The organism is Halohasta litorea, assembly GCF_024494645.1.
Taxonomy (GTDB): domain Archaea; phylum Halobacteriota; class Halobacteria; order Halobacteriales; family Haloferacaceae; genus Halohasta; species Halohasta litorea.
Map to the genome: position 1 here is coordinate 121,816 of NZ_JANHDJ010000006.1, position 26,574 is coordinate 148,389.

31 protein-coding genes, 1 tRNA gene and 1 pseudogene are annotated in these 26,574 nt (G+C 56.9%); 27 read left to right on the forward strand and 6 right to left on the reverse strand.

Annotation, left to right across the window (positions count from 1 at the left end; translation table 11 throughout):
- Positions 1 to 4 precede the first annotated feature (4 nt).
- The 11 genes and pseudogenes from NO877_RS14745 to NO877_RS19865 form a co-directional block, all read left to right on the forward strand.
- Positions 5 to 481: a DUF6884 domain-containing protein gene (locus NO877_RS14745; RefSeq protein WP_256397112.1), complete on the forward strand. Its 477-nt coding sequence runs from the start codon at positions 5 to 7 to the stop codon at positions 479 to 481.
- Positions 482 to 624: 143 nt separating this feature from the next.
- The gene (locus NO877_RS14750; RefSeq protein ID WP_256397113.1) at positions 625 to 1,365 is read left to right on the forward strand and encodes a hypothetical protein; all 741 of its coding nucleotides are present in this window, start codon (positions 625 to 627) and stop codon (positions 1,363 to 1,365) included.
- Positions 1,362 to 2,408: a hypothetical protein gene (locus tag NO877_RS14755; RefSeq protein ID WP_256397114.1), complete on the forward strand. Its 1,047-nt coding sequence runs from the start codon at positions 1,362 to 1,364 to the stop codon at positions 2,406 to 2,408. Before NO877_RS14750 ends, NO877_RS14755 begins: the two co-directional genes overlap by 4 nt.
- A 42-nt stretch (positions 2,409 to 2,450) precedes the next feature.
- Complete coding sequence (locus tag NO877_RS14760) at positions 2,451 to 2,819, forward strand: hypothetical protein (RefSeq protein WP_256397115.1); 369 nt, start codon at positions 2,451 to 2,453, stop codon at positions 2,817 to 2,819.
- Between the two features lie 20 nt (positions 2,820 to 2,839).
- Positions 2,840 to 3,250, forward strand: a complete 411-nt coding sequence (locus tag NO877_RS14765; RefSeq protein ID WP_256397116.1) for a hypothetical protein — start codon at positions 2,840 to 2,842, stop codon at positions 3,248 to 3,250.
- Complete coding sequence (locus tag NO877_RS14770) at positions 3,247 to 3,663, forward strand: hypothetical protein (protein ID WP_256397117.1); 417 nt, start codon at positions 3,247 to 3,249, stop codon at positions 3,661 to 3,663. The genes NO877_RS14765 and NO877_RS14770 overlap by 4 nt, the downstream gene beginning before the upstream one ends.
- Positions 3,664 to 3,707: 44 nt before the next feature.
- Positions 3,708 to 4,115 (forward strand): hypothetical protein, encoded by a 408-nt coding sequence (locus NO877_RS14775; protein ID WP_256397118.1) that lies wholly within the window; start codon positions 3,708 to 3,710, stop codon positions 4,113 to 4,115.
- Between the two features lie 54 nt (positions 4,116 to 4,169).
- A complete protein-coding gene (locus tag NO877_RS14780) occupies positions 4,170 to 5,123 on the forward strand; it encodes a hypothetical protein (RefSeq protein ID WP_256397119.1) in 954 nt (317 codons plus the stop codon).
- 162 nt (positions 5,124 to 5,285) lie between these two features.
- Positions 5,286 to 5,403, forward strand: a tRNA-OTHER gene (locus NO877_RS14785).
- A gap of 110 nt (positions 5,404 to 5,513) precedes the next feature.
- On the forward strand, positions 5,514 to 6,104 hold the full coding sequence (locus tag NO877_RS14790) for an archaellin/type IV pilin N-terminal domain-containing protein (RefSeq protein WP_256397120.1): 591 nt from the start codon (positions 5,514 to 5,516) through the stop codon (positions 6,102 to 6,104).
- 2 nt (positions 6,105 to 6,106) lie between these two features.
- Positions 6,107 to 6,595 (forward strand): annotated as a pseudogene (locus NO877_RS19865) (archaellin/type IV pilin N-terminal domain-containing protein); the annotation flags it as partial.
- A 626-nt stretch (positions 6,596 to 7,221) separates the two neighbouring features.
- On the opposite strand, the gene NO877_RS14800 reads toward NO877_RS19865, so the two are convergent.
- A complete protein-coding gene (locus tag NO877_RS14800; protein WP_256397122.1) occupies positions 7,222 to 7,824 on the reverse strand; it encodes a hypothetical protein in 603 nt (200 codons plus the stop codon).
- Between the two features lie 157 nt (positions 7,825 to 7,981).
- Between NO877_RS14800 and NO877_RS14805 the strand changes: the two genes are divergently transcribed.
- Together NO877_RS14805 and NO877_RS14810 are read left to right on the forward strand one after the other, a co-directional pair.
- The gene (locus NO877_RS14805) at positions 7,982 to 8,200 is read left to right on the forward strand and encodes a hypothetical protein (RefSeq protein WP_256397123.1); all 219 of its coding nucleotides are present in this window, start codon (positions 7,982 to 7,984) and stop codon (positions 8,198 to 8,200) included.
- Between the two features lie 77 nt (positions 8,201 to 8,277).
- Entirely contained in the window at positions 8,278 to 9,984 is a 1,707-nt protein-coding gene (locus tag NO877_RS14810; RefSeq protein WP_256397124.1) for a DNA-methyltransferase, read from the forward strand.
- Positions 9,985 to 10,051: 67 nt separating this feature from the next.
- Here NO877_RS14810 and NO877_RS14815 read toward each other — a convergent pair whose 3' ends face one another.
- Positions 10,052 to 10,849, reverse strand: coding sequence for a LamG domain-containing protein (locus tag NO877_RS14815; protein WP_256397125.1), 798 nt, complete (start codon positions 10,847 to 10,849; stop codon positions 10,052 to 10,054).
- Between the two features lie 152 nt (positions 10,850 to 11,001).
- A complete protein-coding gene (locus tag NO877_RS14820) occupies positions 11,002 to 11,787 on the reverse strand; it encodes a LamG domain-containing protein (RefSeq protein ID WP_256397126.1) in 786 nt (261 codons plus the stop codon).
- Positions 11,788 to 11,885: 98 nt separating this feature from the next.
- Here NO877_RS14820 and NO877_RS14825 point away from each other — a divergent pair, with 98 nt between their 5' ends.
- The 5 genes from NO877_RS14825 to NO877_RS14845 all read left to right on the forward strand — a co-directional run bounded on the left by NO877_RS14825 (position 11,886) and on the right by NO877_RS14845 (position 16,011).
- On the forward strand, positions 11,886 to 12,422 hold the full coding sequence (locus NO877_RS14825) for a hypothetical protein (protein WP_256397127.1): 537 nt from the start codon (positions 11,886 to 11,888) through the stop codon (positions 12,420 to 12,422).
- A gap of 12 nt (positions 12,423 to 12,434) precedes the next feature.
- Complete coding sequence (locus tag NO877_RS14830) at positions 12,435 to 13,208, forward strand: CPBP family intramembrane glutamic endopeptidase (RefSeq protein ID WP_256397128.1); 774 nt, start codon at positions 12,435 to 12,437, stop codon at positions 13,206 to 13,208.
- A gap of 62 nt (positions 13,209 to 13,270) precedes the next feature.
- Entirely contained in the window at positions 13,271 to 14,455 is a 1,185-nt protein-coding gene (locus NO877_RS14835; RefSeq protein WP_256397129.1) for a hypothetical protein, read from the forward strand.
- Between the two features lie 95 nt (positions 14,456 to 14,550).
- Positions 14,551 to 14,976, forward strand: a complete 426-nt coding sequence (locus tag NO877_RS14840; protein WP_256397130.1) for a hypothetical protein — start codon at positions 14,551 to 14,553, stop codon at positions 14,974 to 14,976.
- A gap of 78 nt (positions 14,977 to 15,054) precedes the next feature.
- The gene (locus NO877_RS14845) at positions 15,055 to 16,011 is read left to right on the forward strand and encodes a PIN domain-containing protein (RefSeq protein ID WP_256397131.1); all 957 of its coding nucleotides are present in this window, start codon (positions 15,055 to 15,057) and stop codon (positions 16,009 to 16,011) included.
- A gap of 347 nt (positions 16,012 to 16,358) precedes the next feature.
- On the opposite strand, the gene NO877_RS14850 is transcribed toward NO877_RS14845, so the two are convergent.
- The gene (locus tag NO877_RS14850) at positions 16,359 to 16,979 is read right to left on the reverse strand and encodes a DUF6735 family protein (RefSeq protein ID WP_256397132.1); all 621 of its coding nucleotides are present in this window, start codon (positions 16,977 to 16,979) and stop codon (positions 16,359 to 16,361) included.
- A gap of 179 nt (positions 16,980 to 17,158) precedes the next feature.
- On the opposite strand from NO877_RS14850, the gene NO877_RS14855 reads away from it, so the two are divergent.
- The 8 genes from NO877_RS14855 (at position 17,159) to NO877_RS14890 (ending at position 24,322) form a co-directional block, all read left to right on the forward strand.
- Positions 17,159 to 17,572, forward strand: coding sequence for a DUF7964 domain-containing protein (locus NO877_RS14855; RefSeq protein ID WP_256397133.1), 414 nt, complete (start codon positions 17,159 to 17,161; stop codon positions 17,570 to 17,572).
- A 215-nt stretch (positions 17,573 to 17,787) separates the two neighbouring features.
- On the forward strand, positions 17,788 to 20,064 hold the full coding sequence (locus tag NO877_RS14860; protein ID WP_256397134.1) for a DEAD/DEAH box helicase: 2,277 nt from the start codon (positions 17,788 to 17,790) through the stop codon (positions 20,062 to 20,064).
- A 158-nt stretch (positions 20,065 to 20,222) separates the two neighbouring features.
- Positions 20,223 to 21,095: a hypothetical protein gene (locus tag NO877_RS14865; RefSeq protein WP_256397135.1), complete on the forward strand. Its 873-nt coding sequence runs from the start codon at positions 20,223 to 20,225 to the stop codon at positions 21,093 to 21,095.
- 283 nt (positions 21,096 to 21,378) lie between these two features.
- Positions 21,379 to 21,750 (forward strand): hypothetical protein, encoded by a 372-nt coding sequence (locus NO877_RS14870; protein WP_256397136.1) that lies wholly within the window; start codon positions 21,379 to 21,381, stop codon positions 21,748 to 21,750.
- An 87-nt stretch (positions 21,751 to 21,837) separates the two neighbouring features.
- Positions 21,838 to 22,524 carry a thioredoxin domain-containing protein gene (locus NO877_RS14875; RefSeq protein ID WP_256397137.1) on the forward strand — a complete coding sequence of 229 codons (687 nt, stop codon included), beginning with the start codon at positions 21,838 to 21,840 and terminating at the stop codon, positions 22,522 to 22,524.
- The gene (locus tag NO877_RS14880; RefSeq protein WP_256397138.1) at positions 22,521 to 22,892 is read left to right on the forward strand and encodes a hypothetical protein; all 372 of its coding nucleotides are present in this window, start codon (positions 22,521 to 22,523) and stop codon (positions 22,890 to 22,892) included. Before NO877_RS14875 ends, NO877_RS14880 begins: the two co-directional genes overlap by 4 nt.
- Positions 22,893 to 23,024: 132 nt before the next feature.
- Entirely contained in the window at positions 23,025 to 23,870 is an 846-nt protein-coding gene (locus NO877_RS14885; protein WP_256397139.1) for a hypothetical protein, read from the forward strand.
- Entirely contained in the window at positions 23,867 to 24,322 is a 456-nt protein-coding gene (locus tag NO877_RS14890; protein ID WP_256397140.1) for a hypothetical protein, read from the forward strand. Before NO877_RS14885 ends, NO877_RS14890 begins: the two co-directional genes overlap by 4 nt.
- Positions 24,323 to 24,415: 93 nt before the next feature.
- Here the strand turns inward: NO877_RS14890 and NO877_RS14895 are convergent, their stop codons facing one another.
- Positions 24,416 to 24,856 (reverse strand): hypothetical protein, encoded by a 441-nt coding sequence (locus tag NO877_RS14895; RefSeq protein ID WP_256397141.1) that lies wholly within the window; start codon positions 24,854 to 24,856, stop codon positions 24,416 to 24,418.
- Positions 24,857 to 25,003: 147 nt separating this feature from the next.
- On the opposite strand from NO877_RS14895, the gene NO877_RS14900 reads away from it, so the two are divergent.
- Positions 25,004 to 25,858 (forward strand): hypothetical protein, encoded by an 855-nt coding sequence (locus NO877_RS14900; RefSeq protein ID WP_256397142.1) that lies wholly within the window; start codon positions 25,004 to 25,006, stop codon positions 25,856 to 25,858.
- 70 nt (positions 25,859 to 25,928) lie between these two features.
- Here the strand turns inward: NO877_RS14900 and NO877_RS14905 are convergent, their stop codons facing one another.
- Positions 25,929 to 26,474 (reverse strand): TATA-box-binding protein, encoded by a 546-nt coding sequence (locus NO877_RS14905; protein WP_256397143.1) that lies wholly within the window; start codon positions 26,472 to 26,474, stop codon positions 25,929 to 25,931.
- Between the last annotated feature and the right edge of the window lie 100 nt (positions 26,475 to 26,574).

Here is a 26,574-nt window from a genome sequence, read left to right on the forward strand (position 1 = left end):
CACCATGTCAGACCAAACAGTAGTCGGAATAACGGCGTGTAGCAAGTCGAAGAGCGTCGACGACGATTTCCAAGGCAAGATCGAGGCACAACACCTCTACGACTCTTGGCTGTTCGACTCCCGGAGAGACGCCCTCGAAGCGAACTGCGATGAGTGGGCGATCTTCTCTGGGAAGTTCGGCTACGTCGAACCCGACGAAAAGCTCCCGTGGTACGACCAGCAGATCTCAGAACTCCCCGAAGACGAACAGTGGGAGTTGGCCGAGGAGGTCGCAGGCAACGTGGGCCACGCAGACAAGGTTCTCATCCTGATGGGGCGAGACTACGCAGAGAAGTTGAAAGACGCCCTCGACGCCAGTGTGACGATCTGGGACCCGCTTGAGGGGGTCCAACTATTCGACCAGCGCGGGAAACTCAAGGAGTTAGCAGACGGAACCGATCCGACTGGGCAGACCACATTCGCGGAACTCGACAACGAGTAGCAGAACCGGTCTTGTCAATCGTTACAATCTGATAGCGGACGCAATTGACAAGAGACACCCACCCACCACGCCGGGGGTGAGTTTTTCTCCCCCGGATTAGAGGTGGAGGGGTTCGAAAAGAGCCCATCAGAGATAGAATACTCATGAGTGAATCCAGCACCACGATCGGCGACTTCGAGTTAGCCGGGGTCCCCACCTCGGTAGAGCAGATCAGCGAATCAGCGTCCGCTCACGTACTGGAGGCGTTCACCGCCCTCAGTTCGTGGGGAACGGCCGTTACCATCAACGAGATGGACGAGCCGCTGTTAGTCGGCGCAAAGACGGACGGCCACACCGAATCATACCGGCTCTACCACGGACCTTCAGCAGACCACGGCCTTCAGTTCGCCGGGGTCCTCGCCCACTCGCACTCTTACAGCGACGACATCCCCGACCGAGTCGGATTCGTCCCTGCCGGCGACGGCCCCGATGAACCCACCGAGGTCGCCCCTGTCGAGACGCTCGACGTCACCGATCACGACCGAACGGACCGGCTAGACAAACTGTTACCGTACATCCGTACCGAGATCACTGACTCAGACTGGGTGAACGGGCGGGGTGATACGACCTACCCAGAGTGGGGCCAAGCCGTGAGGCGGATGGCCGAGTTCATGCGGGACGACCTCGACACCGAGCTCGCCTTTGACCGGCAGCTGCTCCGACTTCCCCGAGTCGAACACGCGCTTGGCCGGTATCCCATCGATGCAGGTGGCATCCTCACCCAGTTCTCGAACACGATCGACCAGAAATCCAAGCTCGACCATCACAATGTGAGCCCGGAGGCGTTCAGAGAACTCCTCTTCGCATTCGCCACGCACCACGACATCACCGGAGAGGGTGAATGACCGACACACAAGAGTCTCTCTCGGCGTTTTCGACAACAGACACCCCGTCATCACAGAATACACCACAGAAACAGAACGAAACGGACGAACAGTCCGAACAGTCCAACGCGGGAAAGAGAACTACACCTACACCGACCACGGCGTCTCAGTCCAAGACCCCCCTCGCAGACCTGTACGAAGATGTCGAGTCGCACATCATCGAACACTACCCAGCATTTCTTCGAGAGCAATCGATCGTCACGCCCCTCAACCCGGAGGAAAGGCGATACCGAACGAACAGAATCCCAGACGGCGTTGATGCGCTTCCGGACACAATTGGCCAGTGGAAGCTCGTCACCCACGATGCCACTCACGTGAGCTATCTCGCAGACGGACCCGCCTACGATGCGGAGTACGGCAAAGGCGGCTCGCTGGTCAGATTCAAGCTCTCGCTAAACGATCGCGGGGCCAATCGAGACGACAAGTACCACCTCCGAACCGAGAAAGTCGTCGGTTACACCAACGGGGAGAAGATACGGTCATACACCCCGGACGACGAGTCGCCAATGCTCGGGATTCGCGGCCACAGTGTCGGGGACAATCCCGGTGACTTCTCCGTTCTCGGCGGAACAAAACGCAAGTACGTAGACCCGAGAGACGGCCTTATCGACCTCATCTCTCTCCTCCACCACCTACCAGTCCCGATTCGGAACTACCTCCCCGACACAGAAGACACGCCGTGGGATCTGGTCAGACACGATCTGGTGAGTGGCAATTGGGCCACAGACGCGCCCGACTGCGTCCCCAAGGAAAGTCTGAAGCTCGGACTGTCGCATAACCAACTCAGACTAACCGCATCCGATTCAAGCGATTCGTTGCCACAGAAGGATAAGGCGACAGCCCCTCTCGTCGATCCCAGCCACCCGGACGATCTCACCGAGTGGCTCGAGTCGAAGTCTGCGTACACCACCGTTTCGTCAAATCCCGCTGCGAGTGCGATACTGACCGAGGACTTGACCACGGTGGCCGAGAAGAGCCAGTTGGATACCTCAGAGAGTTTGTAGCCCCCGAAAGGAGATGTAGGGGAGTCTAAGGAGACACCACACATGGATACAATCACCGTCGAAGCGTTCGAGACACTCGACAGAAACGTAGCTGAGGTCAGCACCGACGCGGAGGCATACATCGAGGTCGAAGTCACCCGAAAGGAGGCTGTCGACGTCGACGACGCACTCAGCAGCCTCCTCAAAGAGGCGATCGGCGGAGAGTACGGCAACGCCGAGCAGGTGTCGAATTTCAAGCGACTCTGGGAAGGTCGGTCTCAACAGAACCCGACCATCATGATCACCAGCTCCGACGAAGCCGACATCGCACTCGACGCTTTGGATCGGTTCGAAGCGGACGAACTCGATCTCACAGACCGGATCCATGACGACCTGGTCGAGGCCATCAACGAGACCAGCGTCGATCTGTAGCCCGCACCGAATCAATTCTCATGAGTTCAGCACACCACCCAGCAACAAGCACCGAGACCTGTATCGACTACACCGAAACCGAACACTCAGTCCGGCTCTCACACCGAGATGAGCCGCTAGAGGTGACGTTCGATAAGGCGTATGAAGACGCCCCGACCAAGTTCAGCGTCGTCGCATACGAACACCTGATCGCAGACCACCTCGTCGGGCCGTTCGCCGAGACCGACTTCGAGATCGACACGGTCCACGAGGATTCCGCTCACTTCTTCCTCACGACCGAACTCCACAACGTGGATTCGTACGAAGAACTGGTCGACATCCTCTCGACAGTCGCGAACTACGCTTGGGAGTATCCCGGTGGTTGCTGGCTCAACGTCCAGACGGTCGAATCGGACCATCACTCCCACGTCGTCGCGACGATCATCCCATGACCATGACCACCTACCCATACTCCGACAACGAGAACCGGAAATTCACCTACGAAGAGACCGAGCAGAGCGTCACGATCACTCACGAGCCGGAAGCTGTGTCGGTTAACTTCAAGCACGTCTCGAACCCCACTCGCAATACAAAGCTGAGCATCATCGTCAACCGAGGGGGCTTAGAACAGTTCCCAACCGACCTGTTCGACGAGACCCCATTCGAGCCAGCAATAGCCGAGGTCGGCAACCGAACATCGTTCATCACGACCGAATTCGTTGAGCTCGACGCCTACACGGTACTACTCCCAGTTCTCAAGGCACTCGCAGAGTACGCCTGGGTGGACAACATGAATTCACTCCACATCCACAACAGCGATACCCCCGCAGCGAATCACCTCGTGTGCGTCCTCGGGGAGATATAGAGCGATAAGGTCAAACCCTCAGACACCAGTTTCCCGATAACAACATGGCCCACCACGACATTCCCGATCTTCCGTCTGGCTGGGTGGTCTCCACGAACATCGAGGAGCACATCTCGCTGCTCCGTGCGGAAGGGGAAACGCGCTACTCGATCGCGATCTACCCGACGAATCCAGCAACCACCCATTCAGGATGGACCGTGATGGGCCTCGCGAACTACGAGCCATTCCGCCCAGTCTTCACAGACAACGCCACACTCGAGGACGCACTCTCCACCGCGATTGACGAGATCACCGCAAAGAACAACGGCGAGCAGATCACCCACGTCAGGAAGGCAGGCGGCGACCAAGACGCAGACCCGACGGACAACCCCGAACCGGAGTCGGACGATGAAGACACAGAAACAGACTCAGACTCCGGCGACGGACAAAGCGATCTGAACCACTGGACCTGAAGTTTTTATCCACCAGATCGAGTGATGCGGAGTTCGGAATAGGTGAGAAGAGATATGACCGGATCAACAACCCAATCAAGCGGTGCTGTAACGCTCTCAGATATCGACTATACGACCATCGCCGCCCCTGAAGTAGACGAATCGGCGGTTGAAGAAACAATCACCACTCCCGAACAAGTCTTCAACTGTGAGCAAGGGGACGTCCTCTGGATCGCCGGGACGGAGTACGTCGTCGTCGACGAGTCATTCACCATCCTCGGGAAGAACCCCCTCATCGTCGTCGGCGAAGACGGTACGCATGGGAAGCTCGCAGCAGGAATGACCGATGGCTCAGCCGGTGGCGTCGCGTGGGTCGACACACTCGCAGACTGTGAAACAGGCGGCGTTCGAAAAGCACACCTCCTCGGCGAGTTCGGGGATATCTACAAGCTGAAAACGAACGGCTTGGAGATGCTTCACTCGTATCTCCCAGACACAGACACTCGGTCCTGTCCCAGCTGTACGCACGATGGAACGGGGAAACCGATCCGCATCGAAGAGCAGGGAACCAAGACGATCGAAATCAAGCGATGTCTCAACACAGACTGCTCTCAGCCCTTCCGATTCGTTCGAGAGACCCCTGAACCAGACCGGGCAACAGTCCTGACATACGACGACAAGACGGACACGCTCAACCCACACACCGTGTCGGGACGCTTCAAGTGCGACCGCCAGGACGATTTTAAGTTCCCCATCGACACCAACACCGCTCGCGACGAAGGTATCTACAGTGCTCAAGAGGTAGCCGACTTCATTAATCCGAAGATGGTTGGCGACCCGTACGGTTTCGTCAGGATCAAAGACGACAACCGGTGGGGCCAAGACCGACTCCATATCCAGTGGAAAAACGCGAAGGGCTACAGCGCAGATATGCGGATTACGTTCAAGCGAGTAAGCACAGAGCCGGAAACCTACTGGGAGGCCCTCCACCGAGTTTCAGGAATCGCCCTTGCGGACCTCTTCGAATAATTCCAACCCGCAGATATGAAACGGCCTAAGGGCGTTCCAAATCGGATCGAAGTAGACCGGACTGGGTAGAGAGGCCGCCTCTAGATTTTATTTATATATCCCGTTTGGGGTGTGGGAATCAAATAGATAGAAGACGCCCGATCACCTCGGGCAACCGCAACAGGGGCCGTAGTTCAAACGGCAGAACACCTTAGCTGTGAGACAACTTCGAACATTGTACAATCGTCCGGCCTTTCCAACTCACGCGAGGCAGCTCTGGGTTCGAACCCCAGCGACCCCCTATGTAGCCAGACAGCGACGCACTCCGGAGTGGCAGATCATGACTAGCCCACTACGGCAGATGGTAGTGAACCACCCGTTCAACGGACGGACGGGCACAATGACAACAACATGACGACACAAGACACAGACAGAGGGCAGGTAGGTATCGGCACACTCATCGTGTTCATCGCGATGGTTCTCGTCGCCGCGATCGCCGCAGGCGTGCTCATCAACACGGCCGGCTTCCTTCAGACGCAGGCCGAAGCAACGGGCGAAGAGAGTACACAGCAGGTCAGCGACCGGCTCCAGATCGTGAGTCAGTCGGGGTACCTCGACGACCCGAGTGCCGGTGACGTCGATCACTTGCAGTTCGTGGTCGCCCAGTCGCCAGGTGCCAGTAACATCGACTTGGACGAAGTATCGGCAGAGTTGATTGGGGCAGACGGACAAGAAACCATTCAGCTTGACGATAGCTCCGCCTCGATCGACATTTTCACTGGGGGCAGCAACAACGTGCTGACCGATAATGGTGACCGAGCAGAGGTCTCCATCGCGCTCACCACCGACAACGACATCGGAGTCGCTGACGGGGACGAACTGGGCTACGTGCTCGCAGAGGGTGACTCCCTCTCCGTTTCGTTCACAACGGCTTCGGGGGCGTCAACCACCACGGAGATCCGTATCCCGAGTACCGTCGTCGAAAATTCGGTGAGGCTGTAACGATGTTCGAGTTCATCACTAACACAGAGGACCGAGGCCAGGTCGGTATCGGCACGCTCATCGTGTTCATCGCGATGGTTCTCGTCGCTGCGATCGCCGCAGGCGTTCTCATCAACACGGCCGGCTTCCTTCAGACGCAGGCCGAAGCAACGGGCGAAGAAAGCACGGACCTCGTCTCAGAGCGTGTCAACGTGAACAGCGAGGTTGGTGTTGTCGGCGACAGTAGTACAGGCACGCTCGACGAGATTCGCCTCGGAGTCACGGGCGCTCCCGGTGCGGGTCAGATCGATCTCTCTGAAACCACCATCCAAGCCGTCGGGCCGGGTGGGCAGGAGAATCTGGTTTTCGTTGACTCTACATCCGGCGGTTCGCAGGTGACTCAGTTGTCCGCTCCGGCCATCGGTGCAAGTGACACCAGTGTCTCCATCTCCATCAGCTACAACAACATCGACGGTCTTGACGCAGCCGACACCGATCAGGATCTGGTTCTCGAGTACCACGCTGGCGGTGTTTCCGCCACTGCGGACGACACCACGACGGTGACAGGAGCCGACCTTGACGGTCAGTCGTTCACCTTCGACTCGGCCGGTAGTGGAGACAACGAGATCAACACCGGAGGGTCGCTCTCGGCTGGAGACGAATTCGTTGTTGACCTCCAAGACACCAGCGACAGTTCCGTTCTCGACACACAGGTCACCCAGACTGTGGACTCCGGCAGCGCAGCCGAGAGTACCACGACTACGGGGGGAAGCAGTGTCACTGACCTCGGAGCGAACGAGTTCGCTGTCGGTGAAGACGGAGACTTTGAGTCGTCACCTGTCCTCAACGACCAGGATGACTACACTATCCTGATCAACCCCGCCGCGGGCGCGTTCGACGACGGAACGGCCTTCAGCCAGGGTCAGGAGGCAACCCTCGACATCGTGTCGCCCGCAGGCGCGACGACGCAGGTCGAACTCCGTGCCCCGGACCTCTTCAGCAAAAACGGCGAAGCGGTCCGGCTCTAACGAGCTATCTAGCACCGAGACCCAACGTTTGCGGAACAGTTTTTTCGACCACAGGGGCGTCTCGTACAACCGAACAATCATACATCATCGTACGAGGTCGTGCCGGCGTTCTAATGGTGAGTTTCAATACCAGCCAAAAAATCCGCAACCCGATGCCGAGGCCGGTCTGGCGTGGGGCCTAAGACTCGGTGGATATCAGGGGCGACAGACGTTCGCTTGATATCTGGGGGATGGAGAACATATACAGAACAAGTCACCGCAAAATAACCACTCGGAGTATCACTTGTACGGGCACATTCGGTGCTACAATACCACCCCAGAATCTTGAACTCCTCCGAAAGATCTTCTGGTCCGACGACAATCTCGATTGTCTCAAGCGGGACCGAAACAGAATGGAGGGGGACATCCACTGCCTCCATTCCCTTCTCCAGTAACTCCTCTTGTTCCGTGCCAGATAGCGGGTAATTCTGAGACAGATACATCCCGCAAGCGGTTTCTCCTGCTACTCGACTCTCATAGTCGAATTTCTCGCAATTAGGGTTGTTACAGATGTACGCCGCAGGATTGTATCCTAACTTCCCCAAATTTTGAACAAATGTGTCCAGCTCCCATCTCACGACTATGTGTTCGAAGTCTGAGAGTCTACTTTCAAGCTCTTCTTCCAGCTCGACCCTCTTTTCATGTGTCTCTACCCAACGCTGGTGAGTCGCCATATCTTATATTCCGAGCGAGAGTATATAACATCCTCTGTCAACGTAAGTTACTAAACCGACTCGCACACCCATCCAATGATACCTTATAGTACAAAGTCACACCACCCGATCTGACCGGTATCTCTAAGACAGTCTCCCCCAACCGTCAGATAGGAAAATGCCGACATTACCGCTTGCGCTCAGTACACCGCTTCAGGTTCCGCTCATGTTACCGCTCGGAATCGGCCCACTCCAGTTGGCGGTCCTCGTGCTACTCCTCTTTTCGACGACAGGGCTGTTTATCGCTCTCTCGAAACAGATGAGTGGAGGGAAAGCACTCGGATCTGCAATCGGCCTCTACGTGTTGATGGCCGGCTGGACGTTCCTCGTCGTCTAACACAACTAGAGCGAGTGTAACAAAGAGGGGAGTTTTTGTGCCCCGAGTGGAGTCAGAGGAGGAAGTAGAAGATCTCCATGTCCACTCGATCACCAAGTAGAGATGTCCAGTATACGCTCCGAGATGACGGTTTTCTGTTCTCCGAAGCGTATCTCACAGGCGGGAACCGGGAAACCGCTGAAAACTACCTGTGGCCAGTCCCGGTGTTTCAGCGCCTGCGAGAGGATACGGCCGCAACGATAGGTCACAGCGGGGATGTAATCAGACCCGGCGACATCCTCGAGTATTGTGGCGGCGACTACGAGGAGTACCTTCTCGTGGTAGCGATTCTACCAACGCCCGCGAAGTTCCGCCCCGGCTTGGAAATCGCCAATTCGGATCGTATCCTCTGTTACTCGTCGAACAGCGAGTCCTACAGGCTCTTTCTCGGTGGGGCGTTCATCAATCTCTCCGGCAACCGACTCGATCACGAGACTGGCGAGTACGTTCTTCACGAGGATGCGGCCCCACTCATCGAACCATCCACGAACATCCCCGCAGATGTGACCCACCCCCCGTGTCCGGAAATCCTCCCCGACGATGGGAACCCGTCTGCGTACGCGAAGGAGAACTACCCCCACACCCACCCACCTGAAAGGGCGATCCGTCTGACCACCGCAACAGCCGGCGAGACGAAGCCGATCGGCGAGTTCACCAACGAAATCCACCACGGCGACGCCTGTGAGGTCTTGGCGACGATTCCGACCAGTTCGGTCCACGCTTGGATCACCTCACCACCCTATTACTCGTTGAGGGATTACGACGTCGACGGGCAGATCGGCCGAGAAGGGTCTGTCACCGAGTATCTCGAGTCCATCATGGCCGTCGTCAACCAGCTCATGCGGGTCACCCGCAACGATGGTCTCGGAGCTCTCGTCGTCGACGACGCATATCAGGGCGGGTCGGTCAAGGGAATCCCCCACCGACTCCACCAAGAGATCACCAAGCAGGGCTTCGAGATCGTCCACCACGCGCCGTGGACGAAGCCAAACGGAAAGCCCGACGCCGCGACGAATCGCTACTCTCACCGTCACGAGCACATCCTAATCATCGCCCACGACGGCGGCGATCACTACTTCCACAAGCAAGCCTCGGCAGACCCGACCGACGTCTTCGACTTCGCTGTCGGGACAAGCGACGCCGACCATGACGCCATCTACCCCATCGGGCTGCCGAAAGAGTTGATCCGGACGACCGTCCCCGAGAAGGTCTGCCCGAAGTGTGGCGCACCGTACGAAGAGCAATACGAGGTCACCGACATTCGGAACCTCCCCAGCGATCGCCCACAAGCTCAGCGAGCTCTCGAACTCGCGTCACGACACGACCTCACCGACGACCACCTTCGCGCTCTCAGATCAGTCGGGCTCGGCCACACCGGACAAGCAAAGCGAACGCAGTCCGGAACCGGGAACAATACCGACAGCGTCGAACAGCTCGCCACAGAGGCAGAAGACGCACTCGGCAGTTACGCGAGAGAGTTCACCAACCCGAACAAGGAGCTGACCGGCCACATTCCGTCCTGTTCCTGCGAGACAGACACGGAGGCGAAAGCGGGGATCGTGGTCGATCCGTTCTTCGGATCCGGCACGACGGGGAGGGCTGCGAAATCACTCCGACGGCGGTGGATCGGCATCGAACTCAACGAAGATTATATCGCGACAGCCCAGTCTCGAATCGGCGTCGACGTAAGCGAACCAGATCGGCTAACCGACGAGAATCAGAATACTCTCACGAACTTCGTGTGAGAATATCAACGACATCATACTAGCCCCAGAACGATTCATGTATAGACACACGCAGACACCGGATGGCTCATATCGAACCCGTTTGGTAGAGATTCTGGACCTCTGTTTCAGCCAGCCCTTTATTGTATATCCGTGGATCGTCGATCCGTCCTCTAAAGGGACCGCCGTTCGAACGGGAGTGGGAGTCTCGTCCGATCCAAACGGGGTCAGAAACTGAATTTAGAGACGGTGGGGCACTCACAGAATCTTCTAACTCGCCGTCGATATAGTAGGCAACAGTCGAACCATCATATGTCCCAACGAGATGATGGTCATTCCCGTCATAAATATTCGTTGAGCCAACTGCACCCGCCGCCGACGAACTTCCCCACACCCGCATTGAACCGCACTCATTACCTCCGTGGTTTATCTGGAGAGTGTACGCGGCGTCATGGCCTTTCGAGACGCCCTTTGCCCAGTTACTACTCGACGAGGGCGAATTCATCCACAACGAGATTGAGATGGCGTTCGTCAGGTCAAGTGACGATGGGTTCCCCGCACTAACGTAATCGCCTGTACCGTCGAATGAATACGACTCCCCCCCATATACAGCAGTCGCGCCCGTCGTCGCTCCATTTATCGTTGCGTTGTTGTCGTTCCATGCGTCGAGTGCTTCACCACTTTCCATGTCAGCATCGTCGAACGTCCATCGGGCGACCCCGCTGTCGGGTGTGTCACCAACGCCACTCGCAGATCGGGAGACTAGGTTCCCATCAACGACATCGACATTCTCCGCTGTGCCAGCTGCCCAATCCTCCTCACCAGTCCATGAGCTCTCCTCGCGAGTACGCCGATCGCTAGTGAACCGACTCAACCCGTCTGTCATACCGCATACCACCGAGGAAAGGACATTAGATGTTCCGGTCGCCCGCACGACAATAACCAGAATACTCTCACGACCTTCGTGTGAGCAACATCATCGACGCCATACCAGCCCCAGAACGACTCACGTATTAACACACGCAGACACCGAACGACTCACGACCACGGTTGGGCGGTGTAATCTGAACCGATCTCGTCCGCTGTCAGCTGCTCCGAGTATATGATGAAGTCATCAATGACCCCAGGGAACTGGCTAGTCCCAGGGGTTTTCGCGGCAATGTAGAAGTAATCACCAGCAGTATTTGCAGTGCCATTAGCTCGGTCGTGGGTGTCGTTCTGGGTGTTTATATACCACGTTGAGTCCCTATTCGGAATGTCGTAGTTTACCAAGACCCGATACTTCGTGTTTGTCGAAAAATCGAAGTCAGTATATCCTATTCCACCGAAATCAGACAGGTTCCCAACATCTATGAATAGGTTGCTGTCACCGTCCCACACCATTTTAGTTCCGTCTTCTCCCGCCCCCCCATCGTGGAATAGCGCAAAGGGATTTGACAGGTCGCTCGCTTCAAACGTAAGACCGACTGCGCCCACATCGGGAAGTAGGTTAGAGCCGTTTATTTCCGTATAATCATCTTGTCCATCGTAACTCAAAGCGTACCCCCCTTGCCAATCACCACCCACCCACGAAGTTCCACTGGTCGAACAATCCATCCCCCCAACATCCGCGTCGGCAAATGTTCCAACGCCCTCATCAAATTTCCAGCGGTAGATGGCACTGTCAGGTATGTCACCAGCACCACCCGTCGATCGAGAAACTAAGTTACCATCAACGACATCGACATTCTCCGCTGTGCCAGCTGCCCAATCCTCCTCACCAGTCCACGAGCTCTCCTCGCGAGTACGCCGATCGCTAGTGAACCGACTCAACCCGTCTGTCATACCAGAGCCATCAAATCACGTGAGGTTAGGTGTATCGGTCCTTCGGGTCACGATCGACCCGTAGACTCAAGTCAGAGAACGTGAACAGAGAAGTAGAGATGGCAGCGAGCGAACACCCGGAGGGGCACGACGATATCGAACTCGACATCTGCGGTGGATACGATGACGAGGGCATGGAAGCACTCCTCGAGTTGGCGGGAGGTGACAGAATCCGAGTGAACGACACCGAGGCAACCCTGACGAGAACCGATCCTGTCTCCGATTCAAACCGAGCAATCAGCTGGGCGCGGGTACTCACCGACGACGAAGGCAAGCGGTACCTGCTCGTCGTTCGGCTTGGCGACGGAACCTACATCTACGCAGAAACAGAGGGGAAGTGGGGTCAAAAAGAAGAGGTTGAAAGCCTCTCAGTCGTCGAATTAGCGGATGTCGGCTGGTGTGAAGTCTGTACCGTCTATATCCCAACTGGTGGCGACCACCCAGCAGACGAAACCCACCACATCAGAGCGAACGACCAGGACGAAGCAAAGCAGAAGTTGAAAGGCCGAACCCCCCCGATCGACTACTACGCAGCGATCTACACGGATGTCGGAGGACGCTCAGAGATCATCAACGCAGCTCGAGAGACAGAATAATCGACCCACCACATGGACAACCCCGATGAATCAGACCTACTTACCGACCTCAAAGACAAGTTCCGAACCCTCGGAGTCGCCTGTGTACTGGGATTCGGGGGCTACGGCCTCAGTATCTTCTGGTACACACCGTTCCGACTCGCTTCAGACCTCCCCTCGTTCACACCCGACTACGGAGAGGCAATGGTGATGAACGACATCGCCTTGGGCCTCGCCGCAGTGACGATCGGCCTCCTCTATCTGAAATACTCCGGGAAGGGCCGGGAGTACATCGATGTCGAAATCCCGACGAAGCGACGGACCATCTTCATCATCGGCGGCACGCTCTCACTCCTCACAGCCCTGTACGCAATTAACAGCCTCAAGTCACACCTCAACGTCGACGCCTCACAACACACCGCTTCTCAAGCGGTAGCGGCGGGCTCAGTCGATCCACAGTACGTTCTGTTGATGATCCCGCTATCGTTCCTGTTGATCGGCCCCGCTGAGGAGTTCATATTTCGCAATCTGGTCCAGAAGCGACTCTATGAGAGTTTCACAAAAGCGAGCTCCGTCATCATCGCGAGCGTCATCTTTTCAGCGATTCATATCCCAGCGTATGCGACAGGAACAACAGCAGGCCTACTGACCAGCCTCGCGACAGTGTTCACCCTCTCGCTGTTTCTCGGGGGGTTCTACGCCATAACCGAGGACCTCATCGTCGTCGCCGTGATGCACGGAGCCTATAACTCAGTGATCTTCGGCCGCTGGTATCTCGCAATCTCTGGCTCACCGCTTCCATTCTGACTACACAGTGACAGGCAGATGTAACCCATATCTATATAAACCCGAGACGAATAGCGTCTCGCATGGTAGAAAACCATATGAAAGAGCGGACGAATGCGGTGGTAGCCGCTGTCGAGGAGCAGCTACCAGAGCACGCCACAATCACTGGCGGTGGGCTCATCGCAATCCTCCATGCCACAACAACGGAGATGGAGCATGAATGGAGTCGGGCTGGTATCGAAATGGCCCTCACTGAGCGAAAAGCCGGAGAAGAACAGAACCCGCACACGGCGGACGTCCCTTCTGTAGAAGATAACACATCTACGTTGACGCAGATAGAAAAGAACAGTAAAAACCCGGAAGCGGCAGTAGTAGCAATCGAGAACTCCTGGGAGACCCACGTGCGTCTTACTTCCCTGGATTTCCTAGTGGAGCCATTAGTAGCAAGGCAGGCGAGGTACGACGTAGATACAAACACGGTCCTAACGGACCTCGGAGTGGTGGATGCGGACGGTCACCTAGACTCCGAATTCCGCACCCAATGTGTCGTAATGACCCTCCTCCACCTATACGAATCAATAGAACTCTCAAACCTAACAGAGCGGGAATTCGCCTCATTCCATCTCTGCGCCAGATACCGCCCTCAAGAAACAGCGCGCATCCTTTCAGAGGTGTTTGGAACAGACCAGAGTGCGGGGACAGTACGGAAATACAACTCCCGCGTTCGGAGAAAGCAGGACGAAGCTGAAGCGACCGTCAGATCCCTAAGCAACGTCAAGCCGACCGACGAGATACCAGCAGTAACCGCAAGCGAAAGTTCACTCATGTCGGACGATCAAAAGCGACGGATTAGCCAATTGCTACAAGGCGTCTTAGCAACACAAAGTGGAGCGACCGACGAGACGATCGAGATCGGCGAGGGAATCCAATTCCACATCAGTCCTGGAATTGATATGGAGACACTGTCAATCAACTTCTACCACGAGACGGAAAGACTCCCAGAGCCCATCACGGTCGATGTCGACCAAACAGCAGGCACAGAGTTAGTGTCAGAGGGTAAGAACCTGACCGAATTCGGTAACATATCAGAGGAACACGCCGAAACAAAAGCCGACGTGATTGAAGCCATCAAATACGGCCTCGAGAAGGCGGACTTCTACACACCAAACAACCTCGATGACGTAGAATTCAAGTCAACCGAAGCTTACGAAGGGTCCGGCGATCACCCATCCTTCGTGAACTTCTTCACATTGATCAAACTGGCGTAAGAGAGTAAACAGGCCATTAGAAACAACTTCATATCAATCAACACGACCACCGGAACCCCTACATACCCCGGCGTGAATCTCTGTGCTAAGCAACGATGGGGTTCTACTACCACAGCGAAGATCTCGAAGCCGAGACGATACTCCGCAAGTGCGCGAACCGACTCGATGATGCCCCAACCGACATCGACGACATCAACGTCACCAAACGAGACGCAGTTCTCGCCGAGGACCTCATCGAATCGGAGTTCACATCTGATTGGGTGACTGCGAATTACACCGAAAGCGGCGCGATCCAACTCGACACCCCATATCCCGAACTCAACAAGGAGAGTCGAGAAAAAGAACAGCAGCACCTCAAAGACAAGCGAGGCCAGTTCTTCTACGTCATCGGCGAGGTCTCCGGTGAAGGGACCACAGTAGCCATCAGTGCGCTCGCAGAGATCAGGGGCCGAGCCGCCGAAGAGAAAGTCGAATACTTCATCGAGGAATACACGCTCGGGCGTGTAGACCCCGCGAAGTGAGAGTGTGGTTTTTTGCCCACCGGCTGAGAGTAGAGTAGATAATGAGAACCAAAAGCTTCGGAAACGGTGGAGGGTGTAATGGGGAATAGCGCACTCCGAACGCTCGCGACATTAGAGGAGACGCCTCTCTCAGAATACGCAGGAGCAACGGTCGCGATCGACGCCCACCACTGGATCTATCGGTATCTCACCGGGTTGACCAGGTACATGGACGACAACATCTACACCACCGAAGACGGGACGGAACTCCCGAATGTCGCGGGTGTCTTCCGCGGACTCCCCCCGATCCTCCGGGAAGACATCACCCCGGTCTTCGTGTTCGATGGGAAGCCCCACGAGCGGAAAGCCGACGAGATCCAGAGCCGGCGAGACGCGAAGCAGGAGGCGAAACAGAAGATGGCCGACGCTGCTGAAGCTGGCGACACCGCCGCCATGAAGCGGTACAAGGCACAAACCCAGTCGTTGACGCCGGCCATCCACGAGACGACCCGAGAGGCGCTGGAGTTACTCGGTATCCCCTACATCGAAGCCGGCGGCGCTGGAGAAGCCTACACAGCCAAGATGGTCGAATACGGCCTCGCAGATGCCGCGATGACCGATGACTACGACGCACTCCTGTTCGGTTCACCAACGACGATTCGCCAATACACCGGGAAAGGCCCAGCAGAGAAGATGCTACTGAACAAAACCCTCCACAACCACGGGATCACCCACGAGCAGCTCGTCGACATCGGGCTCATGTGCGGCACCGACTACAACGATGGCATCAGCGGGATCGGCCCGAAGAGAGGCGTCAAGTACATCACTAGCGGGAAGACGGTCGAGGAGATCCTTGAGGACAAAGGCGCGACCATCGACGGCCTCTCGCAGTTGCGTGAGTTGTTCCTCTCCCCGACGATCGGGTCGGTTCCGGATACACCCCTCACTCGAACCGAACCTGACTTCGCTCAGTTCCGAGCGTTCGCAAACGAGTGGGAGTTCCCGACTCAGTTCATCGAGAAAAACATCTCTCGCTTCCCGAGATACGCAGAGTGAACTGCCTCGGGGTCAAGCCCCGAGGCACTCTGCCTCGAATTCTGTAGATACCTAAGCGACGGTATTCGGGTTGTTAGCTCGTACGTTTCCAAATTCGATGCGAGTCTTCTCAACGAAATCCAGAACTGCATTATTGAGGACCTCCGGTGATCTGGATTTTCCATCCATGAAGTGGCGGTTCCACTGTAACATGTGGTTCCACCGCAGGGTGTTCGCCCGCTCATAGAAGTCTTCCCAAACGATACCGGGGTCGATATCTCCGATCTCCGCGTCAATACAAACACCAAACTGCCTTGTCACCCCCAGTGACTGTTTGACCGGGTTCCCGTTCGGGCGATACACGAACGCTAGGTCTGCATGGACGATCGATGGGCGCTGCTCTCTCCCATTTGGTGAACCATATTCCGGAAAATGCCCATATGAACTTTCGACAGGACATCCTCCACATACCCGATCGGCGGAGCATCAGGCCGGTGCTGGGTCGCTTTGGTCAGATCGAGGAAAGCATCCCCCTCTATCCGGTAATATGGGTCTTTTGAGCCCGGATACCCACCGCCAAGTTCGGGGTAGACCTCAAGTGTCCCATGAGCGGCTAGCGTACTCTGCATGTTAACCCCAGTCCAGTTCATATAATACGTAGAGACCCCATCTTCTTCGACAACGTACAATGCGTCAAACAGAATGAAGCATGTTTCAGATAGAAGTTCATCTATAGAGACGCCCTCATAGAGAGGCTCTTTTTGGACCATCGGCTCGTCAGACTGTGGAACATGAGTCTCGCCTTCAGGCGGATCAACCACTCGCGGTGGTTCGAAGTTCTTTTTCTGAAGCTCTGCCAGACCGGATTCTCCGAGCGCCTCAAAGTGAGGGTGGAGTTTGAATCTGTGTGCGCCGTTCCGACTTTTGTACACGTCGTATTTTGAGCTGTCACTCTCAGCAGGAACAGCTACTAACGCTCTGTGACTCATGTAGTTTGTATACCAATTGTGCTGATATATACTTTCGGATCAGAGCAGTTGAGGGGCGACAGGCGTACGGAGTTCCCTGCCCCCCTCCAGTGGAGCGAAGAAGCCCAGCCACCGGGCACCAACACCCGAATACTATTAGTCAACTACAGCGAAAGGAGTGTATAAGCCGAAACAGATCCATGATTCCCTGCTTCCCCGACCACATCAAAAGCGGCGAGTGCCCCGAATGCGATGTCGTCCACTCAGAGTATAGTGCGTTCCCCGATGAGCCGATCACAGTCAACGAGTGTAACGAACTGGAGCGCGATGCTGGCATCGACATGGTATTGCCCATTTTCCGAGTCGAAGACACCGACGAACAGGGCTACTACGTCCAAGTCGTCCCCGCGGTCATCGCGATCGAGGAGAACATCGTCCGTGTCCTCTGGTGTAACCCGAGCAGCGACGATGGCTGGATCGTCGTCTCCGAACACGAAACCCCGATGCCCTACGAACTCGCCAGAGAGTTGCGGAATACTCTTCGAGAAAGCGCCCAGCTTGAACGGACCGTCGCAGGCCACAACGTTATCGAAGAACCGCTCCTCACCGAGTAAGATAGCGAACCCAACAGACCAGCCGACCCCCAGTCAGGGAATCGATCTGCCGTCACCCGCAGAAGAAGTTTTTAGCCACCGAGGGTTGGTGAAGCAGTAGTTTGGTAGGAAGGAGTGACCGCACTCCCCTGCGAAAGAGCAATATGGCCCACCTGAGTACAAACAATCCAACTACCAGTACCGAGCCCGCAGATCGAGAGCGTAGTCTTGAGTCCATGAACACGCCAGCCGACCTCGACGTCACACCTGAACAGCAAGCAACGATCGCAGAGATCATGCAAGCCCACGGATACACTGGGCTGAAGAAAACACAAGCGTTCGCCTTCAACGGTGGCATCCTCGACGAAGGAAACGACCTCCTGATCGCTGAAACAGGGAACGGGAAAACCCTGACCGCCGAGGCAGTCACCCTGAACCACCTGAAGAAGGGCAACCGCGTAGCCTACCTCGTTCCGTCGACCCAGCTTGTCTGGGACAAAAAGGAGGCTATCGAAGAGTGGGCTGGCGATACCTACTCGATCTACTCCGGACGGGGCAAATTCCGTAGCGGCGATGTCGCCGTCGCTACGTTCGACTCGTTCTATCAGGCCGTTCTCCAAGGAAAAGAGGGCGCTCGGTCCTTAGACGCCCTCATACTCGATGATTTCCACGAAATCTACGGGGGATTCCGGGGGACAGGGATAGAATTGGCAATTTCAGCGGCTCTAAACAACGATATCGACCTTTACGGAATATCCGCGACGCTGGAAGACTCCAACGAGATCGGCGAGTGGATGAACGCGAACGTCCACGTCAGCCCGGAGGATCGACAGACGCCCATCCGTGAGTTCGCTGTCGACTCCAGCACCTCCTCGACGAAAGACACCATCGTCCAGACGATCAAGCAGAACCAAAACGATGGCCCGTTTCTGGTGTTCTGCTTTGCGAAGACCTGGACAGAATCGCGAGCGGAAGCCCTCGCCGAAGAGGGCATCTTTGACGGCCCATCGAAGGATCGGAATCTCCGTCGCGAGCTCTCGAACGAGGTTGACGGCCTCCTCACCGAGACCCACCGAGACATCCTCGACATGCTCCACAACGGCGTCGGCTACATCCACGCCGACCTTCCGGGGACCGTCAAGAAGTTCGTCCTCGATCTCTACGACGAAGGCGAGATACAGGCCCTCACGACGACGACCTCGCTGGCGTACGGCTTCGACTCTCCCGTGAAGACGGTCATCGTCGCGGACTGCAAGCGCCGTGGCGAATACGTGGGCATATACGAATACGTACAGTGGGCAGGGCGCGCGGCTCGCCCGTCGATGGGTTACGAAGAGGGCTACTGTCACGTACTCGCGGACGACCCCGAAGAGGCCGCAGAGCGATTCTTCGAGCCCACCCGCGAACTCGAAGACGTCCACACCCACATCGATAACGACGAACAGTTCCGGTGGCTGACGCTGGAGCTCATCGCGAACGGGTGGGACAGCGCCGACCTGATGCGAGAGTTCATCCACAAATCGCTCTACTACCACCAGATGACGGTCAACAACGCCTGGGGACAGGGACCGGAAACCAAAGACGAGAAGCTGACGAAGCGGCTCAAGAACTCGACAGCGTGGCTCGTCGAGCAGGACTTCATCAGCGAAGACGCGACCCGCGAAGGCTTCAGCACGAAGCACCTCGGCCGGGGGGCCGTCAACTTCCACTACAACTCTTTCGTCGACGCCGAGTTACAGAGCATCAAGAGCTTCTACGAGTGGGCGGACGAAACCGCCTCCGGCGACATCCGGCAGCTGGACTACCTCCACCAGGTGATCGACAACTTCGATCTCGCGCTCACGGTGAGGGCCGTCGACGGGCGTCTCGAACCGACGCTCATCGATAACGGGTACGAAGCGACGGAACAGGGCATCACGGCCGGGCTGGTGCGCTGGTACTGGATGCGAAACTACTCGACCGAACGGATTGAACAGGAGACGGGTGTCGACCCGACGTATCTGCCCGGACTCGCCCGCAAGTTGAGCAACACGGTCCGCGCAACGCAGTACGTGGTCGAAGCCGCACCGAACGCTCGGAAGCCCGACTGGCACGACAGCCTCGTCTTCCGCGTGGACAAGGGCGTCAGAGAGGACGCCGTCGGCGTGGCCGCCGACATCAACGCGATGGGGCGTGCCCGGATTCGCTTCCTACGAGCGTACCTCGAGAAGATGGCAACCCAGACGCTCGATCTCGATTCAAGCGAGTCCCTCGGGACGCTGCTTACCGGGTTCTACGACCACACCTCAAGCGCCGAGCAATTTGAGGAGGTCCTGAGCGAGCAAGTCACCATGATCGGCGACGTGACGGCGAAGAACATCTCCGAGTTCATCCAGTCGAACGACTTCACCGCAACCAACCTCGCAACCGAAGAGGAGACGGCACTCGAGATCAGCCCGTCCGAAGACGGCTCCACCGCTGATGTGGCCTTCTCGAAAGCAGGGGGACAACCCACCAGTCTCCAAGACTTCTGAGCAGCCAACAGCCCCAAATCCGCCCCCTCTGTGGCGATTCAAAATTTGAAGACTCTCAGCGCATAGTGGAAAGCAGACAACCGCACCAAATCAGGCCCGATTGTCTCAAAGTGAGCGAGTAGTTTAAGCAGGGGCGTTGAGACGGATTGTACAAGCCAATGCCACCGAGTCGTCGGAATTTCCTTATCGCATCCAGTAGCGCCTCACTTATCTCTCTCGCAGGGTGTACGGGGGAGACCAAAGAGTACACCGCCGAATTCGATAGAGTCTGGAGCGAGGACCTCCAGCTCAACGCCAGAATCACCGCCCCATCAGAGATAAGCGAGGTGATCTTCGAGACGGCAGACGAGCAGATTGGCGTCGACGAAGTGACCGAGGACAATCCCGTCGCCACTTGTGAGATAGGCGAAGCAGCAACAATCGGGACAGCCGAGCAGTCCTACAGCCACGACCAGGAGTTCACAATCACACTCCGAGATACCGAAGGGACTCGGTTCAAACGCACCGAGTGGACGTACGCCCCCGCTGTACGGCTTACAGACGTTCACACCGCAGGATCGATGGACTACCAGCCGGTAGACGGGATCCAAGCAGCGACGCCCATCCTCGAGATCACGAACCGTGGCCGAGGCCCAACCCGGTTAGACAAGATCATTGTTCGGAACCCCTCTCAGGACGTTCCCCTCACCAAGGGCATCGAAACGACATCGTTCGCGAACGCGGCGATCGCACCAGAACCGAACAGTGGTCGATTCACGCCGGTCAACCCACACGAATTGGGCGGCTATTTCCTCTCCGAAGGCGATTCAACATATCTCGCGATCGACGACCTCCTAACTCACGAAGGGAGCCCACCGAAACAGGTCGAAACCGCGGGCCAGAACATCGACATCAACATCGGGTGGCTCTTTGACAGCCCCACATTCAAAGTCAACCTCACGCTGTCAGGGGGCATTACGCAAACGAACGGCCTCTACCACTTCGCAGAGTTCACCACCGAGAAGGTAGACTTCGCGAGCCCGCTCAAGTGAACCACGACAGTCGAGTCATCTGAAACGAGAACAAGAAGACCTCATTCAATCGCAGATCACCGAATCTCCCAGAAACACCCACACTCCTCACACTCATACGAGTACGACCCGTCGTCTTTCAAGGCATCTTCCCCGCAGTTAGGGCAATACGTTACTGAAGTCATACACAGTAGTACACAGGCAGCCCTATTCAACCCACCGCGTGTCATCTGGAGACGGAGATTGTTTTTAGCCCCAGAAAGGGGTGTAAGGGGTGGTTAGAGCCCCGAGAGGATTCAACACCATGCCAATACTCTCCGCTGACGAGCTGAAGGATCGAGGCTGGGAAGACCCGCTAGACGAATCGCCAATCGACACCCCAGACGGGTGGTTTCGAGGAGCAGTCGTCCACACGGGGGGCCACATATTCTGTCGTATCTGGAGTACCAGAGACGAGGTTGGCGATCGCGAACCGGATGAACCGGATACCTACTTCGAGGCAGTGTACGGTTCGGGGTTCCAAGGCGTCGACATTGATCGGTACGAATACAACGAGGACCACTCCGAGTGGCGGTATGAAGGCAACGTCGTTTCAGCCGTAGCTGAAGAGCAGACCGACGAAGCCTGCGCCGAGCTCGCCGCTGAGCTAATGGAAGACCAAGACGTCCCATCGTAAGGGTCACATCAGAAACGCCGCTAGAAAGCGCAGAGCGCGACGACAGCAGCGAAGCAGTCATTACCCCGGTCAGCGAGACAGTACGTAATGAGAAGTTCGCGCCGAGCCTTCCTCGGCACACTTGCCGCCGGCTCCGCTGTGAGCCTTAGTGGGTGTACCGAAGGGGTCCTTGTTGAGACCGCCTACGACTGCGCCGTCGACGAACCAACGACCACCCCCCATACAAGACAGCCCCACATCGGACAGCAGAGCGCCCCAGTAAGCGTTGAGGTGTTCCACGACCTCTCGAACAGACCGACGTGGGCGTTCACCACACACGCCCTCAGCGCGATTCTCGACGACTATGTGGATACAGGCACAGCTCGAATCGAGTTTTACGACCTACCCGTACCCGGCGACCCAGACTGGGCGCACCAACTCGCGAGTGTCGCTCGCTACATTCACGCCGAGGCGGGTCAGGACGGCTACCAGAGCTATATCGAGACGGCAGCAGAACTGTTCAGTTCTGACCAGCCGACATGGCAGGGCGTTGGCGACGCCGCTAGCGCCGCTGGTGTAGATCCATGTACTGCGATCGCCCATGGGAGTTGGAAAACATACGAATCCGAGACGGAAGCAGACAGACGATACGCCCACAGTCTCGAAATCGATGCCGTCCCCGCACTTCTTATAGATGGACAGAGACTACCAGATATCAACCCGGTGAACCGCTCAGAAGGGAAGATATCGGCGGCGATCGAGGAAGCACTCGAAAACAGCAGTGGACGCAAATGAGTACGAAACCATCCGGACCAGTCGGCCTGAAATACGGCACTGGCCCACAAGAGACGGCGAGAACCGCCCACGAAGACAAAACACTCGCGGCGACGATCCGCTACGACGACGAAAAGGAGATCAACGCGGGAAGCGACCTCGAGTTACAGGATGCTAACGGGGAACCGTTCGGCACGGCAACGGTAGTCCACTGTGAGATGCTACTCGCCATGTGCGCCTTCGGCCCCATCAGAGCATACGGAGCCGAATACGGACTGTCGACCATCCCAGAATTACTACTCACCCTGAATCGCTACTACAACGACACGGTTACCCTAGAGACGCCAGTCAAGGTCATCATCTACGAACCGCACGATATCACCGCGTGACGAACGGCGAAAAGTAGTTTTTAGCCCGCGAGAGGAGTGGACGCTTAGAAAATTGGTTCTGTGGTGACTGACCGTGACTTCTCCCAGCCAATAGACTAGAGCCGAACCAACCAGTGTAGCGAATCAGCCCATATGATCGACACAGAGAATCCAACCGAAGAGCAACAGCCACAGTCCAACATCCCAGAGTGTACCCTTCCAGAGACCGTGTCTGGGTGGACCAGTCGGACCACGAAACCGGGGAACATCCTCGAATACTGGCGAAAGGGAAGTACCCATATCGCATGTTCGTTCGAGCAGCTCGTCGCTCGCCAGCGAGGTGATGGAGACATCACCCTCGTGAAGCGATGTTACAACCAGTATCGCCATCTGCTCAACACCCAAAGCATCAGCCAACACGAACCGTCCAACTTCGATTGGATCTGCGATCGGGCAAAAGAGCAGATGGAGCGGTACCCCGGCATCGAGCCGTTCACCGAGCCACCCACGTTTCCGACCGGCGTCGGTGAGTGGGATGCCGTCTCGCTGCCCAAAGAGCAACCAATCGGCTTAGCGAAGTGGGAACTCGGGCTCGGACGGGCCGAGCTCTTCTGCGAGGAAACAGAAATCATCTCTCACTACAGCCACACCCGACGCCCGCACACCATCTCATACAGAGAACTGGACACAGAGTCGACCACGATCGCGAAAGGCGTCAGTAAAACGATGGCCTATGAGATCGCCGTGAACACGTTAGAGTCGCTTCCACGGCCGGTGTCTGAGATGGGCGAGACGAAAAGTGAACTACAGGAGATCAAGGGAATCGGCCCGGCGAAGAGTCGCGACCTGATTCTCCTCGGCGTCACCTCGCGTGAGCAACTGCGAGAACACATCCAGTCCGAAAACAGCCCCATCAATCACCACCACAGCAAAGCCGTCAGTAAACTACTCACAGAGACCATCGAAGACGACCTCACCGCTACGGACCAGAGCAAATGACCCTCGCACTCACCCCAGAAGAAGACGAACAGATCCAGAACGCAAGCGAGATCGACGACCCGCGCGAACGGTTACGGAAACTCGCCGAGATAACGATCGGCATCGGAGAGCGGTTGGATGTCGAAGACTTGGAAGAAGCATCGTACTACATCGGCGTGTACGAAGTCGTCGGGACGGGGATGGGCATGTCCCTTCCAACGGTGCTGTCCCACCTATCCGACCTGATCGGGATACACGAGGACGGGAATATCCCCGCCCACGGCGGCGATGAGGAGTTCCTCGAGTCGATCACCCTCAACGAACGGTTCGATCACGACTGCTACTACGCGCTCCAAACGCTGTACGGAAACATGATCTACGACCAGATCAAGAAGGACCGAGACGCTCAAGCAACCGAATCAGAATCTGAGTGGGACTGGGGAATTGCTGAATCCCCGTCTCAAGAAGCGTAACCCTCAGACACGACATACCGGACCCCGCTTCAGGCAAGCACACGCGACAGATCCGGCAGGGTGTATGAAGTGAAACTCACAGTGACGGAGGGGTTACGGAAGGACCGTCTCCCGGCCGCTGATGTAATCCCCGAGAAGAACCCCCTTCTCTAGAGGGATGTCATGCCACAGTTTTCGTCGCGTCGGAGATGTACACTCCATGTTCGGGTAGCCGTCACGGAGGACCGTATCTGAGTCAAAGACGTACGAGTTCCCCAGCCGCGGTTTCTCACCGAAGAACACGATCACCGGGCAGCCGTTGTCCGACGCTCGACTGGCGACTTTTTTCGGGAACGAAGCACACCCCTGATACGGCATATCCTTGGTGATGCCGTAGACGTACTCCTCGCCCGTGTGGAGTTTGAGCGCGAACACCCCGATGTCGTCGCGGTGAGTCCGTGCGATCGCCCAGCCCCAGTTTACGGCAGCATCCCGTAAGAGGCTCATCCCGCTTGGTCCGCGGCTGTCGCCACCGGACGATGACCGCTGCGCCATATGAGAACGCTCACAGTCAGTTGTCTTATGTCTTCCCCCAGATCCGCTGAAGCACACCGCTTTGGAACGGGCTAACCGCGTTTCAACGCCCCCGCGAGGGGGGCCGGGGAGAGTTTTTAGAACCCGATTGGAGGTGGAGGTTTAGAGATGGATCCCAACAACGACAGCGCAAACTGTGAAGTACAGTTCCTCGAGGAGAGCATACTGGAGGCTGGCTTCGAGAGTTACATTCAGAGCGAGTACGAGCTCCCGTACTTCGTCGATGTCGACTACCCCGAGTCTGCCCCCGACACCCCCCGTGAATACCTAATCGGCCTCGCGAAGAGAGTCTTGAACGCGGGCGGGAACCGGACGGGATTCACTCACCACACGGAGATCAGGCGGTCTCTCCACGGGTGGGCACCGGAGTACAACGAAGACGTCGACGGCGATCCCGGATACTGGGGCGAATGCGCGTTCGGGCTCTCGTCTCACGAGATCAACTTCGGCCGACTCGAAGGCGACGGCGAGACGAAAGAGCAGAAGGCACGCACCGTCCTCGCGTGGGCTCGGGACAACATCGACGCCGAGGTCCTCGTCGAGATCGAGGAGAACTACGTCAGCGACATCCGCTCCATGTGGGATGATGCAGCTGCGCTCGCTGAGGGGGAGCTACAGATACGGAAGTTCCAGAACAGTCCCCCGGACAACGTCGGCGGATGGCACAGATTCGACGCGAGCGACGAGCGTGTCAAGTTGGCCTACCGAGCGAACAATCACGATGTCCCCGTAGTCATCGGCGTCTACGAGGCCGGCGAGGACCTGGACGTCCATGAGTGGACGATCGAAAACTGGGAAGCCAACAACGGCGACCCGCTCGAAACGCCAAAGAACCGATTCCCGGCGTCGACGCGAACGAACGACGGGCCATACGCCCGCCTTCGGAACCACCTTCAGACCTACAACGCCGACCCGCTTCCCGTCGATACCGAGACAGACACGAACAGCTCAGCCCCGGCGTAACTCGACCGGGCCCACCACTAGCCCACTCAGGCGCGGGATGAGGCCGTGGTCGGCACTCGCAGAACCAGACCTACGCTAAGAGCCCGAGGGAATCCAGTTTACCGTGCGCCGCTTCGAGTGCCTTCGGCGGAGTCGACACATCCGTCGCGCCAGTAATGACAACTTTGCCCGAACTGAACAGGAGAACCACAACATCGGGCTCAGAGAGGCGATACACGAGGCCGGGGAACTGCTCAGGCTCGTATTCAACAGCCTCTAACCCCAACCCGATCGCTGCGGCGCTCAGGTTGATGGGCGAACCCAAGTCAGCACAAGAGACCACATTCACGACAGCCACGTCAGGGTCGTCAACATCGATCCCGAGGTCGCGAAACTCACCGAACAGACTCTCAAGCGATTCCTGAGCAGCGTCGACGTTCTTTGCCCCAGTACAGATGATCTTTCCTGAGCGGAAGATGAGAGATGCTGCCTTCGGCTGCTGAGTCCGATACACGACGCCGGGGAACTCAGAAGCATCGTACTCAACGCCGAGGAGGTCCTGCGAGACAGCGTTGAGATCAAGCTCCTGCCCAACCGTCGTCGACGCCACAACGTTCTCCGTTGAGATCGTCTCCATCAATTGCGTGTCCATCGATATCGAAAGATAAGATGGTGATCCTATATAAAGTTCACCGGGAGAACACGTCAGACACGGAAACAGATATGTAGGTGGCCGG

Coding starts and splice junctions, on each gene's coding strand:
- NO877_RS14885 (WP_256397139.1), top strand. CDS start 23,025: ATGATCGACACAGAGAATCCAACCGAAGAGCAACAGCCACAGTCCAAC.
- NO877_RS14855 (WP_256397133.1), top strand. CDS start 17,159: ATGATTCCCTGCTTCCCCGACCACATCAAAAGCGGCGAGTGCCCCGAA.
- NO877_RS14845 (WP_256397131.1), top strand. CDS start 15,055: ATGGGGAATAGCGCACTCCGAACGCTCGCGACATTAGAGGAGACGCCT.
- NO877_RS14805 (WP_256397123.1), top strand. CDS start 7,982: ATGCCGACATTACCGCTTGCGCTCAGTACACCGCTTCAGGTTCCGCTC.
- NO877_RS14780 (WP_256397119.1), top strand. CDS start 4,170: ATGACCGGATCAACAACCCAATCAAGCGGTGCTGTAACGCTCTCAGAT.
- NO877_RS14765 (WP_256397116.1), top strand. CDS start 2,840: ATGAGTTCAGCACACCACCCAGCAACAAGCACCGAGACCTGTATCGAC.
- NO877_RS14760 (WP_256397115.1), top strand. CDS start 2,451: ATGGATACAATCACCGTCGAAGCGTTCGAGACACTCGACAGAAACGTA.
- NO877_RS14770 (WP_256397117.1), top strand. CDS start 3,247: ATGACCATGACCACCTACCCATACTCCGACAACGAGAACCGGAAATTC.
- NO877_RS14905 (WP_256397143.1), bottom strand. CDS start 26,474: ATGGAGACGATCTCAACGGAGAACGTTGTGGCGTCGACGACGGTTGGG.
- NO877_RS14875 (WP_256397137.1), top strand. CDS start 21,838: ATGAGAAGTTCGCGCCGAGCCTTCCTCGGCACACTTGCCGCCGGCTCC.
- NO877_RS14865 (WP_256397135.1), top strand. CDS start 20,223: ATGCCACCGAGTCGTCGGAATTTCCTTATCGCATCCAGTAGCGCCTCA.
- NO877_RS14840 (WP_256397130.1), top strand. CDS start 14,551: ATGGGGTTCTACTACCACAGCGAAGATCTCGAAGCCGAGACGATACTC.
- NO877_RS14755 (WP_256397114.1), top strand. CDS start 1,362: ATGACCGACACACAAGAGTCTCTCTCGGCGTTTTCGACAACAGACACC.
- NO877_RS14810 (WP_256397124.1), top strand. CDS start 8,278: ATGTCCACTCGATCACCAAGTAGAGATGTCCAGTATACGCTCCGAGAT.
- NO877_RS14790 (WP_256397120.1), top strand. CDS start 5,514: ATGACGACACAAGACACAGACAGAGGGCAGGTAGGTATCGGCACACTC.
- NO877_RS14825 (WP_256397127.1), top strand. CDS start 11,886: ATGGCAGCGAGCGAACACCCGGAGGGGCACGACGATATCGAACTCGAC.
- NO877_RS14775 (WP_256397118.1), top strand. CDS start 3,708: ATGGCCCACCACGACATTCCCGATCTTCCGTCTGGCTGGGTGGTCTCC.
- NO877_RS14870 (WP_256397136.1), top strand. CDS start 21,379: ATGCCAATACTCTCCGCTGACGAGCTGAAGGATCGAGGCTGGGAAGAC.
- NO877_RS14890 (WP_256397140.1), top strand. CDS start 23,867: ATGACCCTCGCACTCACCCCAGAAGAAGACGAACAGATCCAGAACGCA.
- NO877_RS14835 (WP_256397129.1), top strand. CDS start 13,271: ATGGTAGAAAACCATATGAAAGAGCGGACGAATGCGGTGGTAGCCGCT.
- NO877_RS14745 (WP_256397112.1), top strand. CDS start 5: ATGTCAGACCAAACAGTAGTCGGAATAACGGCGTGTAGCAAGTCGAAG.
- NO877_RS14900 (WP_256397142.1), top strand. CDS start 25,004: ATGGATCCCAACAACGACAGCGCAAACTGTGAAGTACAGTTCCTCGAG.
- NO877_RS14895 (WP_256397141.1), bottom strand. CDS start 24,856: ATGGCGCAGCGGTCATCGTCCGGTGGCGACAGCCGCGGACCAAGCGGG.
- NO877_RS14830 (WP_256397128.1), top strand. CDS start 12,435: ATGGACAACCCCGATGAATCAGACCTACTTACCGACCTCAAAGACAAG.
- NO877_RS14880 (WP_256397138.1), top strand. CDS start 22,521: ATGAGTACGAAACCATCCGGACCAGTCGGCCTGAAATACGGCACTGGC.
- NO877_RS14800 (WP_256397122.1), bottom strand. CDS start 7,824: ATGGCGACTCACCAGCGTTGGGTAGAGACACATGAAAAGAGGGTCGAG.
- NO877_RS14850 (WP_256397132.1), bottom strand. CDS start 16,979: ATGAGTCACAGAGCGTTAGTAGCTGTTCCTGCTGAGAGTGACAGCTCA.
- NO877_RS14815 (WP_256397125.1), bottom strand. CDS start 10,849: ATGACAGACGGGTTGAGTCGGTTCACTAGCGATCGGCGTACTCGCGAG.
- NO877_RS14820 (WP_256397126.1), bottom strand. CDS start 11,787: ATGACAGACGGGTTGAGTCGGTTCACTAGCGATCGGCGTACTCGCGAG.
- NO877_RS14860 (WP_256397134.1), top strand. CDS start 17,788: ATGAACACGCCAGCCGACCTCGACGTCACACCTGAACAGCAAGCAACG.
- NO877_RS14750 (WP_256397113.1), top strand. CDS start 625: ATGAGTGAATCCAGCACCACGATCGGCGACTTCGAGTTAGCCGGGGTC.